Source organism: Streptomyces sp. NPDC046465, assembly GCF_040646035.1.
Taxonomy (GTDB): Bacteria; Actinomycetota; Actinomycetes; order Streptomycetales; family Streptomycetaceae; genus Streptomyces.
This window is the reverse complement of record NZ_JBEYZK010000015.1, coordinates 221,799-245,433: the sequence shown is the minus strand read 5'-3', so window position 1 is coordinate 245,433 and position 23,635 is coordinate 221,799. Positions and strand designations below refer to the sequence as shown.

Sequence of the window (23,635 nt, the reverse complement as noted above, 5' to 3'; positions counted from 1 at the left end):
GCGTCAGCGATTCACGGTCGCGTTGGCGAACGCGGGGTTGAGCAGGCCCACGACGTTCACGCTGTTGCCGGTCACGTTGACCGGGACGTGGACCGGGGCCTGGACGAGGTTGCCGGAGCCGACGCCCGGCGACTTGGTGGCGACGCCGTTGGCCTGGGCGTCGGAGGTGGCGGACGCGACTCCGGCGGAGGCGCCCGCGGCGAGACCGGCGGCGACGACGGCCAGGGCGGTCTTCTTGGCGATGCTGTTCATGGGAAGTGCTCCTCCTGCTGACATGGCGACCCCGGCTACGGGGTCAGAGCTGCGGGGTCAAAGCTGCGGGGTCAAAAGGGTGCGCGGCGCGCTGGCGCTGCGGAGAACGGGACCTCCCGCCCGGACCGGCCGCCAGGGAGCGGCCGGTGGGTCGGGGGGATGGTCAGACGTTCGCGCAGACGTTCCCGAACGTGGGGTTCAGGGCGCCGATGACCGTGACGGTGTTGCCGCAGGCGTTCACCGGGATGTGGATCGGGGCCTGGACCAGGTTGCCGGAGCCGACGCCGGGCGACTTGGTGGCGACACCGTCGGCGTGCGCGCCGCCGTGGCCGTGGGCCGAGGCCATACCGGCGCCGGCCGCAACCAGGCCACCGGCCACCATCGTGACAGCAGCGGCCTTCTTCAGGTTCTTCACTTCTACGTTCCTCCTGAGCGGAAACTGCGGCCAGCCGCCGCAGCACGCACTGGAGAACGCCGGAGCGCCCCAAGGGATACGCCAATCGGGGGACATCTACACGACGGTATGAATCTCAGTCCGGAAGGCGACGCTCCGCTCGCGGTCCGGTCAGCCCGCCGCACCGTTGCGGACGGCCCAGAGGGCGGCCTGGGTCCGGTCGGCCAGGTCCAGCTTCATCAGGATGTTCGAGACGTGGGTCTTGACGGTCTTCTCGGAGAGGACGAGGGCGCGGGCGATCTCGCGGTTCGAGCGGCCGTCGGCGATCAGGCCGAGGACCTCGCGCTCGCGCTCGGTGAGCGACCCTCCCCTGCCGTGGCTGTTGCCCGTCTCCTCCTGGGACAGCAGCGCGCCCGCCACCTCCGGCTGCAGCAGGACGTGGCCCGCGTGCACGGACCGGATGGCGCCGGCGAGGGCGTCCGGGTCGACGTCCTTGTAGACGTACCCCGCGGCGCCGGCGCGCAGGGCGGGGACGACCGTGCGCTGCTCGGTGAAGCTGGTGACGATGAGGACGCGCGCGGGGTTGGCCAGCTCGCGGAGCTTGCGCAGCGCCTCCACGCCGTCCATGCCGGGCATCTTGACGTCCATCAGGACGACGTCCGGCTTCAGCTCCTCGGCCTGTACGACGCCTTCGGCGCCGTCCGACGCCTCGCCGACGACGTCGATGTCGTCCTGGATCTCCAGGAACGTACGCAGACCGCGGCGGACCACCTGGTGGTCGTCGACCAGCAGTACCCGGATCCCTGTCTTCGTATTGAGCACGGCGTCAGCCACCGGGGACCTCCATCTTGATCGTTGTGCCCTTGCCGGGCTCCGATTCCACGGTCAGCCGCCCGCCGACCCCGCTCGCCCGGTCCCGCATGGAGACCAGGCCCAGATGCCGCCCCGCGCGGCGTACGCCCATGGGTTCGAACCCCGTGCCGTCGTCGGTGACGCACAGGACCGCGCCGGATCCGCGCTTGTCCAGGGTCACCTTGACGTGCTCCGCGCCGGAGTGACGCAGGGCGTTGTGCAGGGCCTCCTGCGCGACCCGCAGCGCGGCTTCCTCCTGCGAGGCGGGCAGGGCCCGCACGCCGTGGCTCTCGAAGGTGACCTGTGCGCCGTGGGCGCGGTGCAGCACCTGGATGTGGGTGCGCAACGTGGCGACCAGGCCGTCCTCGTCGAGCGCGGCGGGACGCAACTCCACGACGGCCGCGCGCAGTTCGTCGGCGGCTTCCGCCGCGAGCGCCGCCACCTGCTGCAGTTCGCCTTTGGCCCGGGACGGATCGCGGTCCACCAGGGCGGTGGCGGCCTGCGCGGTCAGGCGCAGCGAGAACAGCTTCTGGCTGACGGCGTCGTGCAGTTCGTGGGCGAGGCGGGAGCGCTCCTCGGCGATGGTCAGCTCGCGACTGCGTTCGTACAGGCGGGCGTTGGTGAGGGCGATGGCGGCGTGCTGGGCGAGGATGGAGAGGAGCTGCGTGTCGTCCTCGGTGAAGCCGCAACCGCCCTGCGGCTTGGGGCAGTTCTTGTTGGCGAGGAAGAGGGCGCCGAGCGTCTCGTCGTCGTAGTGGATGGGCACGCCGAGGAAGTCGGACATCTCCGGGTGGGCGGAGGGCCAGCCTCCGAAGCGGGGGTCCTCGCGCACGTCGCCGAGCCGGACGGTCTCGCCCTTCTGCAGCATCGAGGCGAGGATGCCGTGCTGCCGGGGCAGGGGGCCGATGGCCTTCCACTGGTCCTCGCTGACGCCGTCGACGACGAACTGGGCGAATCCGCCGTGGTCGTCCGGGACTCCGAGCGCGGCGTACTCGGCATCGAGCAGCTCACGGGCCGAGGCGACGATCGTCTTGAGGACGTCGCGCACCTCCAGGTGCCTGCTCATGGCGAGGAGCGCGGAACTCACCGCGGTCAGGCCGGATCGGGGTCCTTGACTCATGGTCACACCGTACCGGCGGGGTGTGACAGTCCGTATCCGACCTGTGGCGGCCTCCGCCTAGGCCGCGGGCCCTAGGCCCATGGTCCGGGACCAGGGCAAAGGGCTCCGCGCGGTCCTGGGCGTACCGCTGCGCGTGCCCGACGGGCGGTGGGCGGTCGAGCTGCGGGATCCGGACGGGAGCGGTGGCGGGCCGGGCGGCGATCGAGCGCGGTGATACGCAGGCGGTACGGCGTCTCTGCCTCTGGCACGAGTTCGGCGACAGCCACCTCATCCTCCCGGAGGAGACTCCTCACGGAGAGGGTTGCGTCGGCAACTCGCGGTGAGGCTGTTACGTGTCCGATGTGAGCCCGCGCATAGGACGCACATCACGTACGAAGGCTCCTAGTGGATGAGAGTTCCCTTTATGGGTAGGGGATCCGGGCTTGCTGCGGGCATCGTCGGATTCCTGATCCACTACCTGGCATCGTACGTCACTGCTTTGCCTCCGAATTTTGCGCCCGCTAACAATTGCTCCCGTCGCTCGGCGCCGCGGTCTGACCACCGCGGCGTTTGTGCCGGAGAAGCAATCTGTCCCCCCGCCGGACCAGAGCGACCTCCGCTATTCGAAGAGGTCCATCTCGCATGTCCAAGCACACCACCCCTGGTCATGATCGCGCTGCCGTGACCAAGACCCAGAAGTTCTCGATCGCCGGTGTCGCCACGCTCGGCGCCGCCGCCCTCGCGTTCTCCCTCGTGCCGGGCAGCGCCGATGCGGGTACCGAGACCCAGAGCCTCGATGCCGCCCCGGTGGCCTTCAAGCAGAACGTCGAGGCCGAGCAGGCCGTGCGCGCCGGTGTCATCAAGCAGCACGGCACCGCCGACAAGCAGGCCAAGGACGACGCCGCGAAGGCCGCCGAGGAGAAGAAGAAGGCCGAGGACGCCAAGAAGGCGGCCGACGAGGCCGCCGCGAAGAAGAAGGCCGAGGACGAGCGCAAGGCCCAGGAGGCCGCGAGCCGCGCCGCCGCCCGCAAGCCCGTCTACACCAACAACCTCGACGGCTGGATCCGCCAGTCCCTGGACATCATGAAGTCCAAGGGCATCCCCGGTTCCTACGAGGGTCTGCACCGCAACATCATCCGTGAGTCCGCGGGCAACCCGCAGGCCGTGAACGGCTGGGACATCAACGCCATCAACGGCACCCCGTCGGTCGGTCTGCTCCAGGTCATCAAGCCGACGTTCGACGCTTACCACGTCGACGGCACGTCCACGAACATCTACGACCCCGTCGCCAACATCACGGCCGCGGCCAACTACGCCGCCGACCGGTACGGCTCGATGGACAACGTGAACGGCGCCTACTGAGCCTTGATCGCCTGATCAATGGACCTCTTCAGCCGAAGCTGAGGCCCACGGACGCCGAAGGGCGGCACCCCGCACGGGGTGCCGCCCTTCTTCGCGTACGGAGCCGGGTCCGCTACTTGCGCATGACTTCCGGCTCGTGCCGGCGCAGCAGGCGCGCGACCGCGAAGCCGCAGATGACACCGAGCGCGAGCAGGATCGTGATGTTCATGCCCCACTGTGCGGCCGAGTGCTCCCACAGGGGGTCGAGGTCGCCCGGCTTCTTCGGGTCCCACGGCGGCATCAGGTGGGCGAGGTCGAGCGTGGCGCCCGAGCCCGCGATGGCCCAGCGCGACGGCATCAGCCAGGCGAACTGCTCCAGGCCCGGCGAGCCGTAGACCTGGAAGAGGACGCCGGTGAAGACGACCTGGACGATCGCGAACATCACCAGGAGCGGCATGGTCTTCTCGGAGGTCTTCACCAGCGAGGAGATGACCAGGCCGAACATCATCGACGTGAAGCCGAGCGCGATGATCGTCAGGCAGATCTCCACGGCCGGGGGCATGATCAGGCCCTCTGCCGGAAGCTCGCGGGGGGCGAAGCCGATGCCGCAGATGATGACGCCCTGGATGGCCGTGATGATGCCGAGGACGATGACCTTGGACATCAGGTACGCCGAGCGGGAGAGGCCGGTCGCCCGTTCCCGCTCGTAGATGACCCGTTCCTTGATCAGCTCACGTACGGAGTTGGCCGCGCCGGAGAAGCACATGCCGACCGCGAGGATCAGCATGATGGTGCCCGCGTCGGCGTTGAACTTCACCGGCGGCTTGGGCGGTCCCAGGCCGAAGTCGGCCGGGATCACGACGCTGACGATGCCGAGGACCGCGGGCAGGATCACCATCAGGCCCATGAAGCCCTTGTCGGAGGCGATCACCGACACATAGCGGCGGATCAGGGTCCACAGCTGCGAACCCCAGCCCTGCGGCTTCGGCGGGCGCACCGCCTGCGGCGGGGGCATCGGTACGGACTGCGCGGCGACGGCGTCGATGTCCGCCGCGTACATCTGGTAGTGCTGCGAGCCCTTCCAGCGGCCCGCCCAGTCGTAGTCGCGGTAGTTCTCGAAGGCGGAGAAGACGTCGGCCCAGGTGCTGTAGCCGAAGAAGTTGAGGGCTTCCTCCGGCGGGCCGAAGTACGCCACCGAACCGCCCGGCGCCATCACCAGGAGCTTGTCGCAGATCGCCAGCTCGGCGACCGAGTGTGTGACGACGAGGACCGTGCGGCCGTCGTCGGCGAGGCCGCGGAGCAGCTGCATGACGTCGCGGTCCATGCCCGGGTCGAGGCCGGAGGTCGGCTCGTCCAGGAAGATCAGCGAGGGCTTGGTGAGCAGTTCCAGGGCCACCGAGACGCGCTTGCGCTGGCCACCGGAGAGGGAGGTGACCTTCTTCTCCTTGTGGATGTCCAGCTTGAGCTCGCCGAGGACCTCGTCTATCCGCTGGTTGCGCTCCGCCTCGGAGGTGTCCGCGGGGAAGCGCAGCTTGGCCGCGTACTTGAGGGCCTTCTTGACGGTCAGTTCCTTGTGCAGGATGTCGTCCTGCGGGACCAGACCGATGCGCTGGCGCAGCTCGGCGAACTGCTTGTACAGGTTGCGGTTGTCGTAGAGGACGTCGCCCTGGTTGGCGGGCCGGTAGCCGGTGAGCGCCTTGAGCAGGGTGGACTTGCCGGAACCCGAGGGGCCGATGACCGCGATGAGCGACTTCTCCGGGACGCCGAACGAGACGTCCTTGAGGATCTGCTTGCCGCCGTCGACGGTGACCGTGAGGTGGCGGGCCGAGAAGGAGACGTCACCGGTGTCGACGAACTCCTCGAGCTGTCCGCCGACGAGGCGGAAGGTCGAGTGGCCGACGCCGACGATGTCGTTCGGGCCGATGAGGACCGTCGAGGACTTCGCGATGGGCTGGCCGTTGACGTACGTGCCGTTGTGGGACCCGAGGTCGTGGATCTCGAAACGGCCGTCGGGCGTCGCGGTGAACTCGGCGTGGTGGCGCGAGACCTGCAGGTCGGAGACGACGAGCTCGTTCTCCAGGGCGCGGCCGATGCGCATCTTGCGGCCGAGCGCCAGCTGGTGGAACGTCGTCGGACTGCGGTCGCCGTAGACCGGCGGGGCCCCCGCAGCCCCGCCGGAACCCGGAGTCTTCTGTGCGTACGCCTCGGACGGGCCGCCCTGTTGCTGGGGCACGTGCGACTGGTGCTGCTGCTGGGGCTGGTGCTGGGGCGGCTGATGCTGCTGGGGCTGCTGCTGCGGCCAGCCCTGTTGCTGCGCCTGGTACGGGGCCTGCTGGTGGGGTGCGTGCTGCTGGGGTGCCTGCGGCTGGGCGGCATGCTGCTGAGAGGCCTGCGCGGCCCAGCCGGGTGCCTCCTGCTGGTGCTGCTGGTGCTGCTGGGGCGCGTGCTGCGGCGCGACCTGCTGCTGGGCGTGCTGCGCCGCGGAGACGGCGGCCGCGCCCGCGGCGCCGCCGGACACGTTCACCAGCGGACCGTCGGTCGCGTTGCCGAGGTGCACGGCCGAACCGGGGCCGATCTCCATCTGATGGATCCGCTGGCCCTGCACGAAGGTGCCGTTGGTGCTGCCGTGGTCCTCAATGACCCAACTGCGCCCGCTCCAGCTGATCGACGCGTGCCGCCAGGAGACCCTGGCGTCGTCGAGCGAGATATCCCCCTGCGGATCACGTCCGAGGGTGTACGGCCTGGACGCGTCGAGCGTCCAGGTCCTGCCATTCAATTCCAGTACGAGTTCCGGCACTCCATGCCCCACTGAGTTGTCCCCCGAGCTAGCCCCCATCGATGGGGAGTCTAGGGATGTCGAACATCGGGAGGAACTATTTCAGGCGGAGGCCTCTGACCGAAAGTCGGGCCTTGTGAAGACTGCGTACGGGCGTGAAGGGTTGCCCCGTTGACGGGGCAGATACCGCCCCGGAGAGTAGTAAGAACCCATCAGTGCATACGGATCATGCTCATTCGGCGCATTTCACCCATCGCGTTCCTCAAGGCCATGTGTCCTATGACTTCTGTGAAACGCATGAAACGCCTGCGCCGTGCGATGGGGCGGCGCACCGCGGTTCGGGGGTTTCTCATGGCGACCGGCGCATACAAAAGTGAAGGCCAGGGCGTTCGTTGGGGTGATGTGCTGCTCTCCGCGATCGCCGCGGTGAGTTGGGCGCTGATCGGTATGGCGGGGACTGCCGCGCTCGGGCTGCACCTGCTCGGCGCCGACGCGGTCGGATCGCTCGGGCCGATGACGGCGGCGACCATCGCGCTGGGCGCGGGGGGATCGGTCACACCGTCCGGCGACGTCTCGGCCTTCGGCCTGAAGGGTGCCGAGGCGACCACGACGATCGATATCGCGCCACTCGGTGTGGGCCTGGTGGGGGCGCTGCTCCTCGCCCATTTCTTCCTGCGTTCCCTGCGTGGAGCGGGGGTTGTGATCACGCCCGCCGAACTCGTCGCGCGTGCGGCGGCGGTGCTCGCCCTCTTCGTGGCGATGCTCGCGGGGCTCGCCTGGGCCGGTCACGACCTCATCACGATCGACGGCGAGCGGCTCGGCGTCGACAAGGGGATCGGGGAAGGGGTCGGGGAGGGGCTCGACCGGCTGCCGGGCGGCATCGGAGACAAGCTGCCCGGCGGGATCGGGGACATCGGCGGGCTCCTGCCCGACCGGCTCGGGGACCTGGCCAAGGCGAAAGCGTCGGTCGGGTTCACCGTGGACACCGGTCCGACGCTGCTCGGCGGGGCGCTCTGGGTGGCGGGTGTCCTGCTCATCGCGCTGCTCGCGTCGCGGCGGACGCCGCTCCCCGCCGGGCTCGGCGGACTGCACCGGGTGGTGCGGCCCGCCGCGTCCGCGCTGGTCACGGTGGTGCTTGTGGCGGTCGCCGCGGGGCTCGCCGCGGCCGCGTACGCGATGGTCGGCGACGGCCACCCCAAGCGGATCGCGGGCGCCGCGCTCCTCGGGGCGCCGAACGGCGTGTGGCTCGGCGTCCCCGTGGGGCTCTTCGTGCCGTGGGACGGCCGGGCGACCGGCGCCCTCACGCGGTTCCTGCCGGACCCGGTGGACGACCTCCTGGCAGGGCCGTCCGACAAGGCGCTCACGCTCGGGAGGCTCGCCGAACTCGACGGCAGGGTGTGGCTGTTGGGCGTCGCGGCGGCCGTGATGATGCTGTTCGCGGGGGTGCTGACGGCGGTGCGGACGCCTCGGGTCCGTGATGCGGTGTCCGCGGTCGGGTTCGCGGGGCGGTGCGGGGTGCGTCTCGGGGTCGTGACGGCGCTCGGGCTTCCCCTCTTGGCGTGGCTGACCGAGGTGTCCGCCGACGCCTCGCTCTCCGTCCTCGGCTTCGACGCGTTCGGCGCGGGGATCGAGCTGCGCGGGCGACTGGGGGCGGCGGCGCTGCTCGGGGCGGTGTGGGGGCTGGGCGCCGGGGTGCTCGGGGCGTTGCTCGCGGTGGCCACGGGGGCGGCGGGGGGCCGGGCGGCGGGCCTCGCCGCGGTCGGGAAAGGGGTCGGAGTCGGGAACGGGGCCGGGAACGGGGTCGAGGTCGGGGCGGCGGCTCGGGCGCCGGGCGGGGCGGTCCCCAGTGCTCCGTCCGGCGCCGGACCACATGGCCCCGGTGCTCCGTCCGGCGCCGGACCGTACGGTCCTGGTTCCCCGGCCGGTGCCGGACCGTACAGCCCCGGCTCCCCGCACCGGCCGCCGAACCCCGACACGAACCCCTACCTGCGGCCGCCCCGGGACCTCTCCGGTGCGCCGACCGAGGTGGGACCGGTCGTGCGGCCACCGGCGCCTCCCCCCTCGGCGAGGCGGCCCCGCTCCCGCTCGACGGACTGGCCTCCCCCGCCACCGCCTCCCGGGCCACGCAGGCCGCACTGACCGAGGACCGCGGCCACCCTCTCCGCCCCCCCGGCTCGGTGCCGGAGCGCGCGGGCGGGAACGGCTGCCCACAACGGGCAGAAGCGGTGGGACAGGGGCAAGCCGCACCCCGGCGGAACCCGTACTGTCCGGCACGCGGACCGTGCCCGCGTCCGCGAGGAGCGTGCGGATACCGTAGGGATCACCATGAGTGCCTCGCAGCCCCCTCAGCCCGCCGACATCCCGACGCTTCTCGTCAAGATCTTCGGCAAGGACCGCCCCGGTATCACCGCCGGGCTCTTCGACACCCTCGCCGCCTACTCCGTCGACGTCGTCGACATCGAGCAGGTCGTCACCCGCGGCCGGATCGTGCTGTGCGCGCTCGTGACCGAGCCGCCCGCCGGTCTGGAGGGCGACCTGCGTGCCACCGTCCACAGCTGGGCGGAGTCCATGAAGATGCAGGCCGAGATCATCTCGGGCATCGGCGACAACCGGCCGCGAGGCCTCGGGCGTTCGCTCGTGACCGTCCTCGGCCACCCGCTGACTTCGGAATCGACGGCCGCGATCGCCGCCCGTATAACGGCCACCGGCTGCAACATCGACCGTATCTTCCGGCTCGCCAAGTATCCCGTCACCGCCGTCGAGTTCGCGGTGTCCGGCACGGAGACCGAGACGCTGCGCACCGCCCTCGCCATCGAGGCCGCGAAGCTCGGTGTGGACGTCGCGGTCGTCGCGGCGGGCCTGCACCGCCGGGCCCAGCGGCTCGTGGTGATGGACGTCGACTCGACGCTCATCCAGGACGAGGTCATCGAGCTCTTCGCCGCGCACGCCGGCTGCGAGGACGAGGTCGCCGAGGTGACGGCGGCCGCGATGCGCGGCGAGCTGGACTTCGAGCAGTCGCTGCACGCGCGGGTGGAACTCCTCGCGGGGCTCGACGCGTCGGTCGTCGACAAGGTCCGCTCGGAGGTCCGCCTCACGCCGGGCGCCCGCACCCTCATCCGCACCCTGAAGCGTCTCGGCTACCAAGTGGGCGTCGTCTCGGGCGGGTTCACTCAGGTCACCGATGATCTGAAGGAACGTCTCGGCCTCGACTTCGCCCAGGCCAACACCCTGGAGATCGTCGACGGCAAGCTCACCGGCAAGGTGACCGGCGAGATCGTCGACCGGGCGGGCAAGGCGCGGCTGCTGCGCCGCTTCGCCACGGAGGCCGGGGTCCCGCTGGAGCAGACCGTCGCGATCGGCGACGGCGCGAACGACCTCGACATGCTGAACGCGGCGGGCCTCGGCGTCGCCTTCAACGCCAAGCCCGTGGTCCGCGAGGCCGCTCACACCGCGGTGAACGTCCCCTTCCTTGACACCGTCCTCTATCTCCTCGGCATCACCCGCGAAGAGGTCGAGGCGGCGGACATGCACCTGGACTGAGCTCCGTAGAGCCTGTCTTCGAACCCCGTACGTCGAGGGGCCCGGCACCGCCACGGTGCCGGGCCCCTTCAGCATGGGCGGGGAGACGGGCTACTCGGACGGGGCCCAGTAGTCGACGAGGGTGGCCACGCCGGGCTCGAGCGCCTTCCACGAGCCGGAGTACGTCAGCACGGCGAAGGCGGCGGTGGGAAAGCCCCGGCGGTTGAGGCGCTCTCTGGCGTCGCCCTCGGAGCCCCCGGCGAGGACATCCGTCAGGCCCTGGACCGAGGGGTTGTGACCGATCAGGACGAGGTTCTGCACGTCGTCCGGGATTTCGTTGAGCACGGCGATCAGCTCACCGGGAGAGGCTTCGTACAGCCGCTCCTCGTAAACGGTCTTCGGCCGCTGCGGCAGTTCCTGGACGGCGAGCTTCCAGGTCTCGCGGGTCCGGGCCGCGGTCGAGCAGAGGGCTAGGTCGAAGGGGATGCCGCTGTCGGCCAGCTTGCGCCCGGCGACGGGGGCGTCCCGGCGGCCTCGATCGGCGAGCGGCCGCTCGTGGTCGGAAACCTGCGGCCAGTCGGCCTTCGCATGCCGGAAGAGGACAATCCTGCGGGGTTCTGCGACGCTCATGCGTCCCAGCTTCGCATGAAACGCGCCATGGGGCGCAGGGAGTTGGCGCGGTCCCCCGGCAGGAGTGACGGCACCGGTGCGAGGGGGCTCACGCGGCCGTGCGCAGGACCATCGTCTGTATGCGCTCCAGGAGGTTGGTGACGGCCGGATCGCCTGCCGCGGCGTGCGCGTCCACGGGGTTCAGGACGAGCAGGAGCAGGGCCGCGAAGGCGACGGCGGGGAGGGCGATCGCCCACCACGGGAGCTGGATCTCGACGCTGCCCGACTCCGCCGGGTCGCGCCGGGTGTGCGATCGGGCCGACATGCCGCCTCCGTGGTCCTTCGAGTCTCCGTGCCGCGTCTTCGCGGCCACAACTCGAAGTTAGGTGATCGGCGACCCTCAGCCCATCCGGAGACCCACCCACTTGACCCTGACACTGACCCCCTAGGGGATGGGGGTGCTAGCCCCACCATCGGCGGCCACCATCGGCGTTCGCCATCGACGTGCCGCCATCGGCGTCGGTTCAGGGAGAGGCGATGGAGGCGATGATGCCGATGATCACGGTGATGGCCAGCATCGCGCCGAGCACGATGAGCAGTTTCTTCTGGCCGTTCTGGGGGTTCGGATCGAGGACGGGCATACGGTCAGTCTCGCACCCTTTGCCCGTCCCCCGGCCGTCGGGGTCAGGCCGCCGCGGCCCTGGCCGCCACCTCGTCCTCGACCGTGCGGTTGCGGCCCGCGAAGGTGCCGACGACGATCTGCGGCACCATCAGGCCCGCCATGAGGGCGAGCGGCAGCCCCCAGCCGCCGCTGTGCTGGTAGAGCACGCCCACGAGGAGCGGCCCGGGGATCGAGATCAGATAGCCGGTGCTCTGCGCGAAGGCGGACAGCTTGGCGACGCCCACGCTGCTCTTGGCCCGCATCCCGACCATCGTGAGGGCGAGCGGGAAGGCGCAGTTGGAGATGCCCATCAGCACCGCCCAGCCCCAGGCGCCGCCGGAAGGTGCGAGGTAGAGGCCCGCGTATCCGGCGAGGCCGCACGCGCCGAGGAAGACCACGACGGGGCCCTGGTTGGTCAGGCGCGTGGCGACCCTCGGGATGACGAACGCCAGCGGCACGCCCATGGCCATGGTGACGGCGAGCAGCACGCCCGCCTCGCCCGCGGGAACGCCCGCGTCACGGAAGATCTGCGGCATCCAGCCCATCGTGATGTACGCGGCCGTGGCCTGGAGTCCGAAGAAGACGGCGAGCGCCCAGGCGGTCCGGCTGTGGGTGATGCGCAGTCCGGCGTCCTCCTGCCGCACGGTGGCGCTGACGTGCTCCGGGGCGGCGGCGGAGACCGGGCCCCGCTCGCGGACCAGCGGGATCCACGGCACGACGGCGACGACGGCGAGCGCGGCCCAGACGACGAGTCCGCCCTGCCAGCCCTTGCCCAGCGCGTCGGCCGTGGGGACCGTGAGGGCGGCCGCGAGGGAGGTGCCGAGCGCCAGCGCCATCGAGTACAGGCCCGTCATCGAACCGACCCGGTCGGGGAACCAGCGCTTGACGATGACCGGCATCAGGACGTTGCTGACCGCGATGCCCATGAGGGCGAGCGCGGTGGCGGCGAGGAAGCCCGCGGTGCCGCCGAGGAAGGGCCTGATCGCCAGCCCCGCGGCGATCGCGATCATGCCGACGCAGACCACCGCGCTCGGCCCGAAGCGCCGGGCGAACCGGGGGGCCATCACTCCGAAGACCGCGAAACAGAGGGGCGGTACGGAGGTGAGCAGTCCGGCGAGGGTGCCGCTCATGCCGAGGCCGTCGCGCACGTCTTCGAGCAGGGCGCCGAGGCTGGTGATGGCGGGGCGGAGGTTCATGGCCGCGAGGACGATGCCCACGACGACGAGTCGCGTCGCCCACGCGCGCGTGGGGGCCGGTTTCTCCGCGGCCCCGGCAGCGGCCCCCGGAGCGGCCCCGGACGGTGCGGGAGGTGTCGCCGCCGTCGGTGATATCGGTGCTGTCGGTGCTGTCGTCGTCCCGGTTTCCTCACTAGCCATGGAGCCATCATAGAATCATGGGATGATTGGCTGTCCAATCCGAATACGTCACACCCCGTCCCGGCACCCCGCCCCGCACGACTCCATCCCGCACGAACCCGTCCCGCACGAAGGAACGTCATGCCGCTGACCACTCCTCGCCGTTCGGCACTCTCCGAGCAGGTCATCACCGAGCTGCGCAACCAGATCTCTTCGGGCGAGTGGCCGGTCGGCTCCCGCATCCCCACCGAGCCCGAGCTGGTGGAGCAGCTGGGCGTGGCGAGGAACACCGTCAGGGAGGCCGTCCGCGCCCTCGCGCACAACGGCCTGCTCGACATCCGGCAGGGCTCGGGCACGTATGTGGTCGCGACGAGTGAGCTGGCGGGCGTGATGCAGCGCAGGTTCGCCGACGCGGACCCGCGCCACATCGCCGAGCTGCGCAGCACGCTGGAGTCGAGCGCCGCCGAGCTCGCCGCGGAGCGCCGTACCGAGCGCGACCTCAAGCAGCTCGACGCGCTCCTCGTGCGCCGCGAGGAGGCCTGGTCGTCGGGGGACGCGGAGGCGTTCGTGACGGCCGACGCGACGTTCCACATGGCCGTCGTCGCCGCGTCGCACAACGACGTCATGACGGCGCTGTACGCGGACCTCGGCGAGGTCCTGCGGGACTGGCTGCGCGAGGACATCGGCGAGGAGCTGACCCCCGAGTCTCACATGGACCACACCCGGCTGGTCGACGCGATCCGTGTGGGGGACACGGAGGCCGCCGCCACCGAGGCCGCGGGCTATCCGTTCCTGTGCCGCCCGGAGCGCCGCGCTACTTCTGGTGGCTGACCCAGACCGAACGGACCTCTTTCCAGCACCGCCCGGTGAGCCGCACGGTCATCGCGGGCCCCGCCTCGACGGGGCGCGAGTCGCTGTCGATGTCCCACCACCGGGCGCACTCCACGTGCAGCCGGACGCGGTCGGTCTCGGGGTAGGGGTTGTGGCAGTACGCGACGACGTCGGGGCCCGCCACGCCCGTTCGGCACTCCGAGCCGAAGGGCCGGGGCCGGGGCTTCTCCGCCGCCCCGCGCGCGTGGGGCTGTCCCCGCGGCGCGCCGCTCGGCGCGGCGACCACAAGAGCGAGAGCCACGAGCACCGCGGCACCGGAGAGACGCACACTCCAGAGTGCGCGCCGCTCCCCCGCCGCCGCCCGGCCAGGGGGCCGTACGGGTGAGGCCCCGCCTCCCGCGCGCTGCGGGGGACGGGGCCTCGAAAACGTACCCGTTGCCGGGTCTCGTGCCTGGTCAGGCACCCATCATGTGCACGCCGCCGTCGACGTGGATGATCTCGCCGGTGGTCTTCGGGAAGAAGTCCGAGAGCAGGGCGACGATGCCGCGGCCCGCGGGCTCCGGGTCGGCCATGTCCCAGTCCAGCGGGGAGCGGGTGTTCCAGATGTCCGCGAGCTCGCCGAAGCCCGGAATGGACTTGGCCGCCATGGAACCGAGCGGACCCGCGGAGATCAGGTTGCAGCGGATGTTCTCCTTGCCCAGGTCACGGGCGAGGTAGCGGCTGGTGGCCTCCAGGGCGGCCTTGGCCGGGCCCATCCAGTCGTACTTCGGCCAGGCGTACTGCGCGTCGAAGGTGAGACCGACGACCGAGGCGCCGTCCTCGAACAGCGGGCGGCAGGCCATGGTGAGCGACTTCAGGGAGAACGCCGAGACGTGCATCGCCGTCGACACGTCCTCGAAGGTCGCCTCCAGGAAGTTGAAGGCGCCCTGCGGCGCGAAGCCGATGGAGTGCACGATGCCGTCGAGGCCGCCGAGCTCCTCCTTCACGACGCCCGCGAGGCCGTCCATGTGCTCCTGGTTGGTCACGTCGAGCTCGATGACCTTGGCAGGCTTGGGAAGCTTCTTGGCGATGCGCTCGGTGAGGGTGGGCCGCGGGAAGGCGGTCAGGATGACCTCGGCGCCCTGCTCCTGGGCGACCTTGGCCGCGTGGAAGGCGATGGAGGCCTCCGTCAGCACACCGGTGATGAGGATGCGCTTGCCGTCGAGAATTCCGCTCATGTGATCAGTGACCCATGCCCAATCCGCCGTCAACGGGGATGACGGCTCCAGTGATGTACGAGGCGTCGTCCGACGCGAGGAACCGCACCGCGGAGGCGATCTCCTCGGGCTGCGCGTAGCGGCCGAGCGGCACCTGGGCGACGATGCCCTCGCGCTGCTCGTCCGTCAGCACCTTGGTCATGTCGGTGTCGACAAAACCGGGGGCGACGACGTTGAAGGTGAGGTTGCGCGAGCCGAGCTCGCGGGCGAGCGATCGCGCGAAGCCGACCAGACCCGCCTTGGACGCGGCGTAGTTCGCCTGCCCGGCGCCGCCGAGGAGGCCGACGACCGAGGAGATGAGGACGACGCGGCCCTTCCTGGCGCGCAGCATGCCGCGGTTGGCGCGCTTGACGACGCGGAAGGTGCCGGTGAGGTTGGTGTCGAGGACGGACGTGAAGTCCTCCTCGCTCATGCGCATCAGGAGCTGGTCCTTGGTGATGCCCGCGTTGGCGACCAGGACCTCGACGTTCCCGTGCTTCTCCTCGATCTCCTTGTAGGCCTGCTCCACCTGCTCGGGGTCGGTGATGTCGCACTTGACGGCGAGGACCCCGGCGTCGGTGAGCTCCTTCGGCGGCTCACCCGAGCGGAAGGTGATCGCGACCTTGTCGCCGGCGTCGGCGAAGGTGCGGGCGATGGCGAGGCCGATGCCCCGGTTTCCTCCGGTGACGAGAACCGAGCGGCTCAACGGATCACCCTTTCGATAGCTGTCTGGTACCTCGAAAACCTATCGGTACCGTCCTCGATACGGAGAATCGACGACCGACAGTGGCGCAGAGGACTCGCTGTCAGATCCCTACAGAAAGCCCTGGCCTCCGGGCCGGAACCGCTGGCCTCCGAGCCGCCGGGGCGACATGATCGGACGCGACCGGTGCCGAAAGCAGGGGAGACACGCGTGCCTCATTCCATAGATGAAGCCTTCACGGCGCTGCCGCTGCGGGCGCTCGCCGACGCCGCGCTGGCCCGCGCCCGGGCGCTCGGCGCCGACCACGCGGACTTCCGCCTGGAGCGGGTGCGCAGCGCGTCCTGGCAACTGCGCGACGCCAAGCCGTCCGGCTCCTCCGACAGCACGGACCTCGGGTACGCCGTGCGTGTGGTGCACGGCGGCTCCTGGGGCTTCGCCTCGGGCGTGGACATGACCATGGACGCGGCGGCGCGGGTCGCGTCCCAGGCGGTGGCGATGGCCAAGCTGTCCGCGCAGGTCGGCAAGGCCGCGGGCACGGACGACCGGGTCGAGCTCGCGGACGAGCCGGTGCACGCGGACCGGACGTGGGTCTCCTCGTACGAGATCGACCCGTTCTCCGTGCCGGACGAGGAGAAGGCGGGGCTGCTCGCCGACTGGAGCGCGCGGCTGCTCGCCGCGGACGGCGTCGCGCACGTCGACGCCTCGCTGCTCACCGTGCACGAGAACAAGTTCTACGCGGACACGGCGGGGACGGTGACCACGCAGCAGCGCGTGCGGCTGCACCCGGAGTTCACCGCGGTGGCGGTCGACGGGACGAGCGGTGAGTTCGACTCGATGCGGACGATCGCGCCGCCGGCGGGCCGCGGCTGGGAGTACCTCACGGGGACCGGCTGGGACTGGGACGGCGAACTCGCCGTGCTTCCCGAGCAATTGGCCGAGAAGATGCGGGCGCCGAGCGTCCGGGCGGGCTCGTACGACCTGGTCGTCCACCCCTCCAACCTCTGGCTGACGATCCACGAGTCCATCGGCCACGCCACCGAGCTGGACCGCGCGCTCGGCTACGAAGCGGCGTACGCGGGAACGTCGTTCGCCACCTTCGACCAGCTCGGCACGCTCGCGTACGGCTCGTCGCTGATGAACGTGACGGGCGACAGGACCGCCGAGCACGGCCTCGCGACCATCGGCTACGACGACGAGGGGGTGGCCGCGCAGTCCTGGGACCTGGTGAAGGACGGCACGCTGGTCGGCTACCAGCTCGACCGCCGCATGGCGAAGCTCACCGGCTTCGAGCGCTCCAACGGCTGCGCGTACGCGGACTCCCCCGGCCACGTCCCGGTGCAGCGCATGGCGAACGTGTCGCTCCAGCCGGACCCGGGCGGGCTCTCCACGGAGGATCTGATCGCGGGCGTCGACCGCGGGATCTACGTGGTCGGGGACCGCTCGTGGTCGATCGACATGCAGCGATACAATTTTCAATTCACTCAGCAACGTGCATACGAGATCCGCGACGGCCGCCTTCGCGGGCAGCTCCGGGACGTTGCCTACCAGGGGATCACCCCTGAGTTCTGGGGCTCGATGCAGGCGGTCGGAGGCCCTCAGACCTACGTACTCGGAGGCGCCTTCAACTGCGGAAAGGCCCAGCCGGGGCAGGTCGCCTCGGTGTCGCACGGGTGCCCCACGGCAATGTTCCGGGGAGTGAACATCCTGAACACCTCCGAGGAGGCCGGGCGGTCCTGACGCGGGGCCCGGACCGGCGCGAAGTCCGCACCAGGTCGACGCGCCGGCTCACCGAACGCGATGACGCCGCAGGAAGTTGTCGACGAGCAGGTCGGTGAAGGCCCGGTCGACGGGGCCCCCGGTGACCAGGACGCGGTGGTGGATCGGCCCCACGAGCTGGTCGACCTCGGCCACTGTGTCGATGTCTGCCGGGAGTTCGCCGCGTCGTACCGCGTTGTCCAGGGGAAGCCGGTCGCGGCGGCGCTGCTCGTCGAGATACCGGGCGCGCAGGACGGTGGCGAACGCGGGGTCGTGCTGTGCGTGGCCGAGCAGTGCGGTGAAGACGGCGCCCGCGTCGGACCCGGTGAGGAACTGGGCCAGCTGATGCAGGTGGGCGCTCAGATCTTCGGCCAGGTCGCCGTGGTCGGGCGGGGTCAGGGCCTCCGTCGCGTCCAGGAGGAAGGCGTCCAGGAGGATGTCGGTCTTGGTCTTCCACCAGCGGTAGATGGTCCGCTTGGCGACCCCGGCGCCGGCGGCGATGCCTTCGATGGTGACGCCGGAGAAGCCCTTCTCCACCAAGAGGCCGTCGGCGGCCTCCAGCACGGCCTGCCGCGCCGACTCGCTCCGCCCGTGCCGGTTGCCGTGGTGCTGCCGAGCCGTCCGGTCCCCGCCGGCGCCTTCGGCCACCGTGTCTCCTCGCTCCATGTCTGCCTTCACGGGGCAAGAATAAGTCCCTTGTGGGGGGAGTTGAGAGGAAGCCCCTCCAGGTGGCGCGGGCCGGCGCTACCGTGGACGTGGCGGCCGGCGCCGCACCGTGGATACGACGCGCCGGGTCCGCTCGGGATACCGAGGGGGGAGCCTGTGTGAACAATGGTGCGACTGTGCAGGAGTTGCTGGGCAGCCTGGATTCGGCGGAGAACGAGGAACAGCGCCGGACGTGGGCAGTTGACTGTGCACATGCCCTGGGACTTGATGGCGTGGCCGTCTCCATGAGGGGCGAGCTGATCTGGTTCAGCGACCAGACCAGCGCGCGTCTGGAGGATGTGCAGTTCGTCCTGGGACAGGGACCCGGTCTGCTTCTTCCCGAGGGGACAGAGGCGCGGGAAGTACCTGACCTCGACCGACTGCTGATGAAGTACTGGCCGCAGTTCGTGCCCGAGGCGCGGGAGCTCGGCGTGGGAGCCATGTTCGTGTGGCCCGTGCGCGTGGGAGCGGCGGCCCTCGGGACGCTGACCGGCTACCGGCGTTCGGTGGGCGCGCTGACCGAGAAGCAGCTGGCAGAGGGGTGGCTCGTGGCCGACAAGCTGGCCGCACATCTGCTGGTGCGTTGGCCGAACCCGGCCAACGGCAAGAACGGCCCCGGGCACGCGGGGGCGGTGGACCTGCACCGCGCCGAGGTCCATCAGGCCACCGGGGTCCTGAGCGAGAGACTCGGCGTCGCGATGCCCGAGGCCCTCATCAGGCTGCGGGGCCAGGCCTATTCGTCCGGTCAGTCCCTGACGGACACGGCCCGCGCCGTCATCGATCGCGAACTGCCTTGGTGACCGCCCGGAACTCCGGCCCCTCGGGGCGGCGGGCATCCCCCGAGCGGGATGTGGGAAGAAGGAGCATGAGCAGGGAAGAGCACATTGCACGCACGTTCGTGGAACTGGCCGACACCCTGGTAGCAGGCTTCGACCTCATCGACTTCCTCCAGCAGATGACCGTCCGCTGCACCGAACTCCTGGACATCACCGACGCGGCGGTCCTCCTCGTCCATCCCGGGTCCCACCTCCTGTACAGCCCCGCGCCCTGCGACCCCGGCCTCGGCCTGCAGCGCGTCCTGGACGTGGCCCTGGAGGAGGGCCCCGGCGTGGAGGCGTACCGGACCGCCCGGCAGGCCGTCCCCGACGTCCCGGCCGACGAGACAGCCGACAAGACGGCCGTGCGCTGGCCGCGGTGGAGCGCGCAGGTCCAGCGGGCCGGTTACGCGCCGCCCAGCGCCGTGCCGATGCGGCTGCGCGAGGACAGCATCGGCAGCCTGCTGCTCCTGCACACCGGCGACCGGATGCTGGCACCCGACGACCTGCGGCTCGCGCAGGCCCTCGCCGACGCGGCCACCATCGGACTGCTGCACGCCCGCACCGTCGGCCGGCAGGAGACCGTCAACACCCAGCTGCACACCGCCCTGCACAGCCGCATCACCATCGAACAGGCCAAAGGCATCCTGGCGGCCCGCCGCAACATCCCCCTCAACCAGGCCTTCGACACCATGCGCCGGTACGCACGCCGGCACCAGACCCTGCTCAGCAAGGTCGCCCTGGACGTCATCGACGCCGGACTGCTGCCCGATGTTCCCCCTGCCCGGCCGGAGTCGGCAGCGGAGGGATAGACCTGTAGCAGGCTCGACCAGAGTGCTGATGCCACGGGACGCGCCCACAGGCGGCTACGCTCACCGGCATGGCTGACCGCGTGCACATAGCGACCGCGACCGAACTGGTCCCGCCACATCCGTGTTCACCGCCGAGCGGAACCCTTGGGGAGGCCGGCCGATGAGCCCGTCGATGCGCAAGCCCAGGCCGCACGAGATCGTCGAGCGCGCCCTCGAACTGTCCACCGCCGACGGCTGCGTCGTGATCGCCGAAGAGCAGTCGACGGCCAACCTCCGCTGGGCGGGCAACTCGCTGACCACCAACGGCGTCACCCGCGGCCGCACCCTCACCGTCATCGCGACCGTCGACGGCAAGGAGGGCACCGCCTCCGGCGTCGTGACGCGCTCGGCCGTGACCGCGGACGACCTGGAGCCGCTGGTGCGGGCCGCCGAACAGGCCGCGCGCGGCGCCGGTCCCGCCGAGGACGCGCAGCCGCTGGTGACCGGCACCGCCACGTCCCCGGACTTCACCGAGGCCCCCGCCGAGACCTCCTCCGCCGTCTTCGCGGACTTCGCCCCCGCGCTCGGCGAGGCGTTCGCGCGGGCCCGCGCGGGCGGGCGCGAGCTGTACGGCTTCGCGAACCACGAGTGCGTATCGAGCTATCTCGGTACGTCGACGGGGCTGCGGCTGCGGCACGACCAGCCCAACGGCACCCTCGAACTCAACGCGAAGTCGCCGGACCGCACCAAGTCGGCGTGGGCGGGGCGGGCCACGCGGGACTTCAAGGACGTCGACCCGGCGGCGCTCGACGCGGAGCTCGCACAGCGCCTGGAGTGGGCGCGGCGGCGGATCGAGCTGCCCGCCGGGCGGTACGAGACGCTGCTGCCGCCGACCGCCGTCGCGGACCTGCTGATCTACCAGATGTGGTCGTCGTCGGCCCGTGACGCGGTGGAGGGCCGCACCGTCTTCTCCAAACCCGGCGGTGCGACGCGCCTGGGCGAGCGGGTCGCGGGGCTGCCGCTGACGATGCGCAGCGACCCGCACGAGCCGGGCCTGGAGTCGGCGCCGTTCGTGCTCGCGCACGCCTCGGGCGGGGACGCCTCCGTCTTCGACAACGGTCTGCCGCTGGCCGCCACCGAGTGGATCCGCGCCGGTGACCTCGCTCACCTGGCCACCAGTCGGCACAGCGCGGGCCTGGCCGGGCTGCCGGTGACGCCGGCCGTCGACAACCTCGTCCTTGACGGCGGCGGCGACCGCTCCCTGGCGGAGATGGTCGCGGCCACCGAGCGCGGACTGCTGCTCACCTGCCTCTGGTACATCCGCGAGGTCGACCCGGCGACCCTGCTGCTCACCGGCCTGACCAGGGACGGCGTGTACCTCGTCGAGCGGGGTGAGGTCGTGGGCGAGGTGAACAACTTCCGGTTCAACGAGTCGCCGGTCGACCTGCTCGGCCGGGCCACCGAAGCGGGCCGCACCGAGAAGACGCTGCCGCGCGAGTGGGGCGACTACTTCACCCGGGCCGCCATGCCCGCGCTGCGCGTCCCGGATTTCAATATGAGTTCCGTCAGCCAGGGCGTATAACCTCGGACCTTGCACTTCCGTGCGACGCACAGGCACACCCAAGGAGACACGAGACCGTGACGGACATCGTCGACGAGCTGAAGTGGCGGGGACTCTTCTCCCTGTCCACCGATGAAGACGCACTGCGCAAGGCGCTCGCGGACGGTCCCGTCACGTTCTATTGCGGCTTCGACCCGACCGCGGCGAGCCTGCACGTCGGGCATCTGGTGCAGGTCCTCACCGTCCGCCGGCTCCAGCAGGCCGGGCACCGCCCGCTCGCGCTGGTCGGCGGGGCCACGGGCCAGATCGGTGACCCGCGGCCGACCGCCGAGCGCACCCTCAACGACCCGGAGACGGTCGCGAACTGGGTGTCCCGGCTGCGCTCGCAGATCGAGCCCTTCCTGTCCTTCGAGGGCGAGAACGGCGCGACGATGGTGAACAACCTCGACTGGACCGCGGGCATGTCCGCGATCGAGTTCCTGCGCGACATCGGCAAGCACTTCCGGGTGAACAAGATGCTGACGAAGGACTCCGTGGCCCGCCGCCTGGAGTCCCAGGAGGGCATCTCCTACACGGAGTTCAGCTACCAGCTCCTTCAGGGCATGGACTTCCTGGAGCTCTACCGGCGGTACGGCTGCGCGCTGCAGACCGGCGGCAGCGACCAGTGGGGCAACCTCACGGCGGGCATCGACCTGATCCACCGCCTGGAGCCGGACGCCACGGTCCACGCGCTCGGCACCCCGCTGATGCTCAAGTCGGACGGCACCAAGTTCGGCAAGTCCGAGGGCGGCGCGGTCTGGCTCGACCCGACGATGACGACGCCGTACGCGTTCTACCAGTTCTGGTTGAACACGGACGACCGGGACATCTCGACGTACATGCGGATCCTGTCCTTCAAGTCCCGCGAGGAGCTGGAGGAGATCGAGAAGCAGACCGAGGAGCGTCCGCAGGCGCGTGCCGCGCAGCGCGCGCTCGCCGAGGAGCTGACCACGCTGGTGCACGGCGCGGACCAGTGCGCCGCGGTCATCGCCGCGTCGAAGGCGCTGTTCGGCCAGGGCGAGCTCGCCGATCTCGACGAGGCGACGCTGGCCGCGGCGCTCTCCGAGCTGCCGCGCACCGAGGTCGCCGAGCTGGGCCCGGTCGTGGATCTGCTCGCCGAGGTCGGCCTGGTGGCGAGCAAGTCGGCCGCCCGGCGCACGGTCAAGGAGGGCGGTGCCTACGTGAACAACGTGAAGGTCGCCGCCGAGGACGCCGTGCCGGACCGTGCGGAGCTGCTGCACGGCCGCTGGCTGGTCCTTCGCCGCGGCAAGAAGAACCTGGCCGCGGTCGAGGTCACGGCCGGCTGACCGGCCCCGCGCACACGAGAAGGCCGGGTCCGTCGGGACCCGGCCCTCTCCGCGCGGTCTCGGATACGGCCTAGGCCGTTCGTCGGTTGCCCTTGATCATCTTGTACGCCGCGTCACCCAGGCCGACGACGACCACCGCGGCCACCAGTTGCAGCGCGTGGCGGCCCCAGTCGATGCCCTTGGTCTCGTTGATGCCGAACTGCGTCGCGAGCCAGTTGCCCAGGACGGCTCCGATGATGCCGAACACCGTGGTCAGCCAGAGTGGACTGTGCTGCTTCCCGGGCAGGATCGCCTTGGCAATCAGCCCCAGTACGAATCCGACGATGATCGCCCACAACCAGCCCATAGCTGCCTCCTCGTAGCTCTACATGAGCGTTACGGACAGTGTCGTCCGGTCCGCCATACGGCGCATGTCGGGCACCGCCATACGTGGCACGGCGCAGCCGGAGCACCGAGGTGAGGGCTGCCCCGGTCTCGTAGGCTGCGCAGCCGCGGCGTAACGTTGAGCCGGTCGGACCCGGGGCAGGTATCAGGGAGAGTCCGGCACAGCGGACAGGGCGGTGGAGCGTGATGCGGAAGCAGAGCAGCGGCCAGGTCTTCCGGATCACGGGGGCCCGGCAGGGTCTCGCGGAGGATGTGCGGGGCAGGCAGCGCCGGTATGTGATCTCCATGTCGGTGCGGACCGTGTCCGTGGTGGCCGCGGCCACGCTGTGGAACGTCGAGCGGCACGTCGCGCTCGTCGCTCTGGTACTCGGCATTCTCTTGCCGTACGTCTCGGTCGTGATCGCCAACGCCGGCCGGGAGAACATTCCGTCCCTGCCGTCGACGTTCGTGCCCGCTCCTTCTCGGCCAATGCTGGCGCCGCCCGCCGCGGCCGGTGCCACGGAATCAGCCCAGGAAGATCCCGTGGAGCCCTCGCACGACCAGCGGCGGGGCGCCACGAGCGAGCAGAGCTGAGCGTCGACGTTGCGCCAAGCTCAAGAAAACCTCAGATCAATCATGTAGTTCCAGTGCCAGTCACCGGGTCCCCCATGA

The 23,635-nt window shown here is 70.7% G+C and carries 25 protein-coding genes and 1 pseudogene; 12 read left to right on the top strand and 14 right to left on the bottom strand.

Going from position 1 to position 23,635, the window contains the following annotated elements; translation table 11 throughout:
• Positions 1-3 precede the first annotated feature (3 nt).
• The 4 genes from ABZ953_RS24510 to ABZ953_RS24495 all read right to left on the bottom strand — a co-directional run bounded on the left by ABZ953_RS24510 (position 4) and on the right by ABZ953_RS24495 (position 2,618).
• Positions 4-252 (bottom strand): chaplin, encoded by a 249-nt coding sequence (locus tag ABZ953_RS24510; protein ID WP_361727331.1) that lies wholly within the window; start codon positions 250-252, stop codon positions 4-6.
• A 163-nt stretch (positions 253-415) separates the two neighbouring features.
• Positions 416-667, bottom strand: a complete 252-nt coding sequence (locus ABZ953_RS24505) for a chaplin (RefSeq protein ID WP_361727329.1) — start codon at positions 665-667, stop codon at positions 416-418.
• Positions 668-817: 150 nt separating this feature from the next.
• A complete protein-coding gene (locus ABZ953_RS24500) occupies positions 818-1,480 on the bottom strand; it encodes a response regulator transcription factor (RefSeq protein WP_361727327.1) in 663 nt (220 codons plus the stop codon).
• Positions 1,473-2,618 (bottom strand): GAF domain-containing sensor histidine kinase, encoded by a 1,146-nt coding sequence (locus ABZ953_RS24495; protein WP_361727325.1) that lies wholly within the window; start codon positions 2,616-2,618, stop codon positions 1,473-1,475. The genes ABZ953_RS24500 and ABZ953_RS24495 overlap by 8 nt, the downstream gene beginning before the upstream one ends.
• A gap of 79 nt (positions 2,619-2,697) precedes the next feature.
• Between ABZ953_RS24495 and ABZ953_RS24490 the strand changes: the two genes are divergently transcribed.
• From ABZ953_RS24490 to ABZ953_RS24480, 3 genes and pseudogenes are all read left to right on the top strand, one after another.
• A complete protein-coding gene (locus ABZ953_RS24490) occupies positions 2,698-2,832 on the top strand; it encodes a hypothetical protein (RefSeq protein WP_361727324.1) in 135 nt (44 codons plus the stop codon).
• Positions 2,798-2,941, top strand: a pseudogene (locus tag ABZ953_RS24485) (S-adenosylmethionine:tRNA ribosyltransferase-isomerase); the annotation flags it as partial. The gene ABZ953_RS24490 and the pseudogene ABZ953_RS24485, both read left to right, overlap by 35 nt.
• 298 nt (positions 2,942-3,239) lie before the next feature.
• Positions 3,240-3,959 (top strand): transglycosylase SLT domain-containing protein, encoded by a 720-nt coding sequence (locus tag ABZ953_RS24480; protein ID WP_361727322.1) that lies wholly within the window; start codon positions 3,240-3,242, stop codon positions 3,957-3,959.
• 112 nt (positions 3,960-4,071) lie between these two features.
• Here ABZ953_RS24480 and ABZ953_RS24475 read toward each other — a convergent pair whose 3' ends face one another.
• Positions 4,072-6,735: an FHA domain-containing protein gene (locus tag ABZ953_RS24475; protein WP_361727320.1), complete on the bottom strand. Its 2,664-nt coding sequence runs from the start codon at positions 6,733-6,735 to the stop codon at positions 4,072-4,074.
• A 330-nt stretch (positions 6,736-7,065) separates the two neighbouring features.
• Between ABZ953_RS24475 and ABZ953_RS24470 the strand changes: the two genes are divergently transcribed.
• Together ABZ953_RS24470 and serB are read left to right on the top strand one after the other, a co-directional pair.
• Positions 7,066-8,853, top strand: coding sequence for a streptophobe family protein (locus ABZ953_RS24470; protein WP_361727318.1), 1,788 nt, complete (start codon positions 7,066-7,068; stop codon positions 8,851-8,853).
• Positions 8,854-9,039: 186 nt separating this feature from the next.
• Positions 9,040-10,254 carry a phosphoserine phosphatase SerB gene (gene serB / locus ABZ953_RS24465; protein WP_361727316.1) on the top strand — a complete coding sequence of 405 codons (1,215 nt, stop codon included), beginning with the start codon at positions 9,040-9,042 and terminating at the stop codon, positions 10,252-10,254.
• 90 nt (positions 10,255-10,344) lie between these two features.
• Here the strand turns inward: serB and ABZ953_RS24460 are convergent, their stop codons facing one another.
• The 4 genes from ABZ953_RS24460 to ABZ953_RS24445 form a co-directional block, all read right to left on the bottom strand.
• Positions 10,345-10,863 carry a histidine phosphatase family protein gene (locus ABZ953_RS24460; protein WP_361727314.1) on the bottom strand — a complete coding sequence of 173 codons (519 nt, stop codon included), beginning with the start codon at positions 10,861-10,863 and terminating at the stop codon, positions 10,345-10,347.
• An 88-nt stretch (positions 10,864-10,951) separates the two neighbouring features.
• Positions 10,952-11,167: a hypothetical protein gene (locus tag ABZ953_RS24455; RefSeq protein WP_361727312.1), complete on the bottom strand. Its 216-nt coding sequence runs from the start codon at positions 11,165-11,167 to the stop codon at positions 10,952-10,954.
• Positions 11,168-11,366: 199 nt separating this feature from the next.
• Positions 11,367-11,483 (bottom strand): SGM_5486 family transporter-associated protein, encoded by a 117-nt coding sequence (locus ABZ953_RS24450; RefSeq protein ID WP_107059069.1) that lies wholly within the window; start codon positions 11,481-11,483, stop codon positions 11,367-11,369.
• A 43-nt stretch (positions 11,484-11,526) separates the two neighbouring features.
• Entirely contained in the window at positions 11,527-12,879 is a 1,353-nt protein-coding gene (locus ABZ953_RS24445) for an MFS transporter (protein WP_361727310.1), read from the bottom strand.
• A 120-nt stretch (positions 12,880-12,999) separates the two neighbouring features.
• On the opposite strand from ABZ953_RS24445, the gene ABZ953_RS24440 reads away from it, so the two are divergent.
• Positions 13,000-13,689, top strand: coding sequence for a FadR/GntR family transcriptional regulator (locus ABZ953_RS24440; protein ID WP_361727308.1), 690 nt, complete (start codon positions 13,000-13,002; stop codon positions 13,687-13,689).
• Here ABZ953_RS24440 and ABZ953_RS24435 read toward each other — a convergent pair.
• The 3 genes from ABZ953_RS24435 to fabG form a co-directional block, all read right to left on the bottom strand.
• Positions 13,673-14,017 (bottom strand): hypothetical protein, encoded by a 345-nt coding sequence (locus ABZ953_RS24435; protein WP_361727306.1) that lies wholly within the window; start codon positions 14,015-14,017, stop codon positions 13,673-13,675. The genes ABZ953_RS24440 and ABZ953_RS24435 overlap by 17 nt on opposite strands.
• 127 nt (positions 14,018-14,144) lie before the next feature.
• Positions 14,145-14,906 (bottom strand): enoyl-ACP reductase FabI, encoded by a 762-nt coding sequence (fabI, locus tag ABZ953_RS24430; RefSeq protein ID WP_361727304.1) that lies wholly within the window; start codon positions 14,904-14,906, stop codon positions 14,145-14,147.
• A 4-nt stretch (positions 14,907-14,910) separates the two neighbouring features.
• Positions 14,911-15,630 (bottom strand): 3-oxoacyl-[acyl-carrier-protein] reductase, encoded by a 720-nt coding sequence (gene fabG / locus ABZ953_RS24425; protein WP_361727302.1) that lies wholly within the window; start codon positions 15,628-15,630, stop codon positions 14,911-14,913.
• Between the two features lie 207 nt (positions 15,631-15,837).
• Between fabG and ABZ953_RS24420 the strand changes: the two genes are divergently transcribed.
• On the top strand, positions 15,838-17,364 hold the full coding sequence (locus ABZ953_RS24420; RefSeq protein WP_361727300.1) for a TldD/PmbA family protein: 1,527 nt from the start codon (positions 15,838-15,840) through the stop codon (positions 17,362-17,364).
• Between the two features lie 48 nt (positions 17,365-17,412).
• Here ABZ953_RS24420 and ABZ953_RS24415 read toward each other — a convergent pair whose 3' ends face one another.
• On the bottom strand, positions 17,413-18,060 hold the full coding sequence (locus ABZ953_RS24415; RefSeq protein WP_361727298.1) for a TetR/AcrR family transcriptional regulator: 648 nt from the start codon (positions 18,058-18,060) through the stop codon (positions 17,413-17,415).
• A 260-nt stretch (positions 18,061-18,320) separates the two neighbouring features.
• On the opposite strand from ABZ953_RS24415, the gene ABZ953_RS24410 reads away from it, so the two are divergent.
• The 4 genes from ABZ953_RS24410 (at position 18,321) to tyrS (ending at position 22,600) form a co-directional block, all read left to right on the top strand.
• Positions 18,321-18,887 carry an ANTAR domain-containing protein gene (locus ABZ953_RS24410; protein WP_361727296.1) on the top strand — a complete coding sequence of 189 codons (567 nt, stop codon included), beginning with the start codon at positions 18,321-18,323 and terminating at the stop codon, positions 18,885-18,887.
• 65 nt (positions 18,888-18,952) lie between these two features.
• Positions 18,953-19,714, top strand: coding sequence for a GAF and ANTAR domain-containing protein (locus ABZ953_RS24405; RefSeq protein WP_361727294.1), 762 nt, complete (start codon positions 18,953-18,955; stop codon positions 19,712-19,714).
• Positions 19,715-19,874: 160 nt separating this feature from the next.
• Complete coding sequence (locus ABZ953_RS24400; RefSeq protein WP_361727292.1) at positions 19,875-21,275, top strand: metallopeptidase TldD-related protein; 1,401 nt, start codon at positions 19,875-19,877, stop codon at positions 21,273-21,275.
• 56 nt (positions 21,276-21,331) lie between these two features.
• Entirely contained in the window at positions 21,332-22,600 is a 1,269-nt protein-coding gene (gene tyrS, locus ABZ953_RS24395) for a tyrosine--tRNA ligase (protein ID WP_361727290.1), read from the top strand.
• A 70-nt stretch (positions 22,601-22,670) separates the two neighbouring features.
• Here tyrS and ABZ953_RS24390 read toward each other — a convergent pair whose 3' ends face one another.
• Positions 22,671-22,946 carry a GlsB/YeaQ/YmgE family stress response membrane protein gene (locus ABZ953_RS24390; protein WP_361727288.1) on the bottom strand — a complete coding sequence of 92 codons (276 nt, stop codon included), beginning with the start codon at positions 22,944-22,946 and terminating at the stop codon, positions 22,671-22,673.
• A gap of 224 nt (positions 22,947-23,170) precedes the next feature.
• Here ABZ953_RS24390 and ABZ953_RS24385 point away from each other — a divergent pair, with 224 nt between their 5' ends.
• A complete protein-coding gene (locus ABZ953_RS24385; protein ID WP_361727286.1) occupies positions 23,171-23,557 on the top strand; it encodes a DUF3099 domain-containing protein in 387 nt (128 codons plus the stop codon).
• Positions 23,558-23,635: the final 78 nt, after the last annotated feature.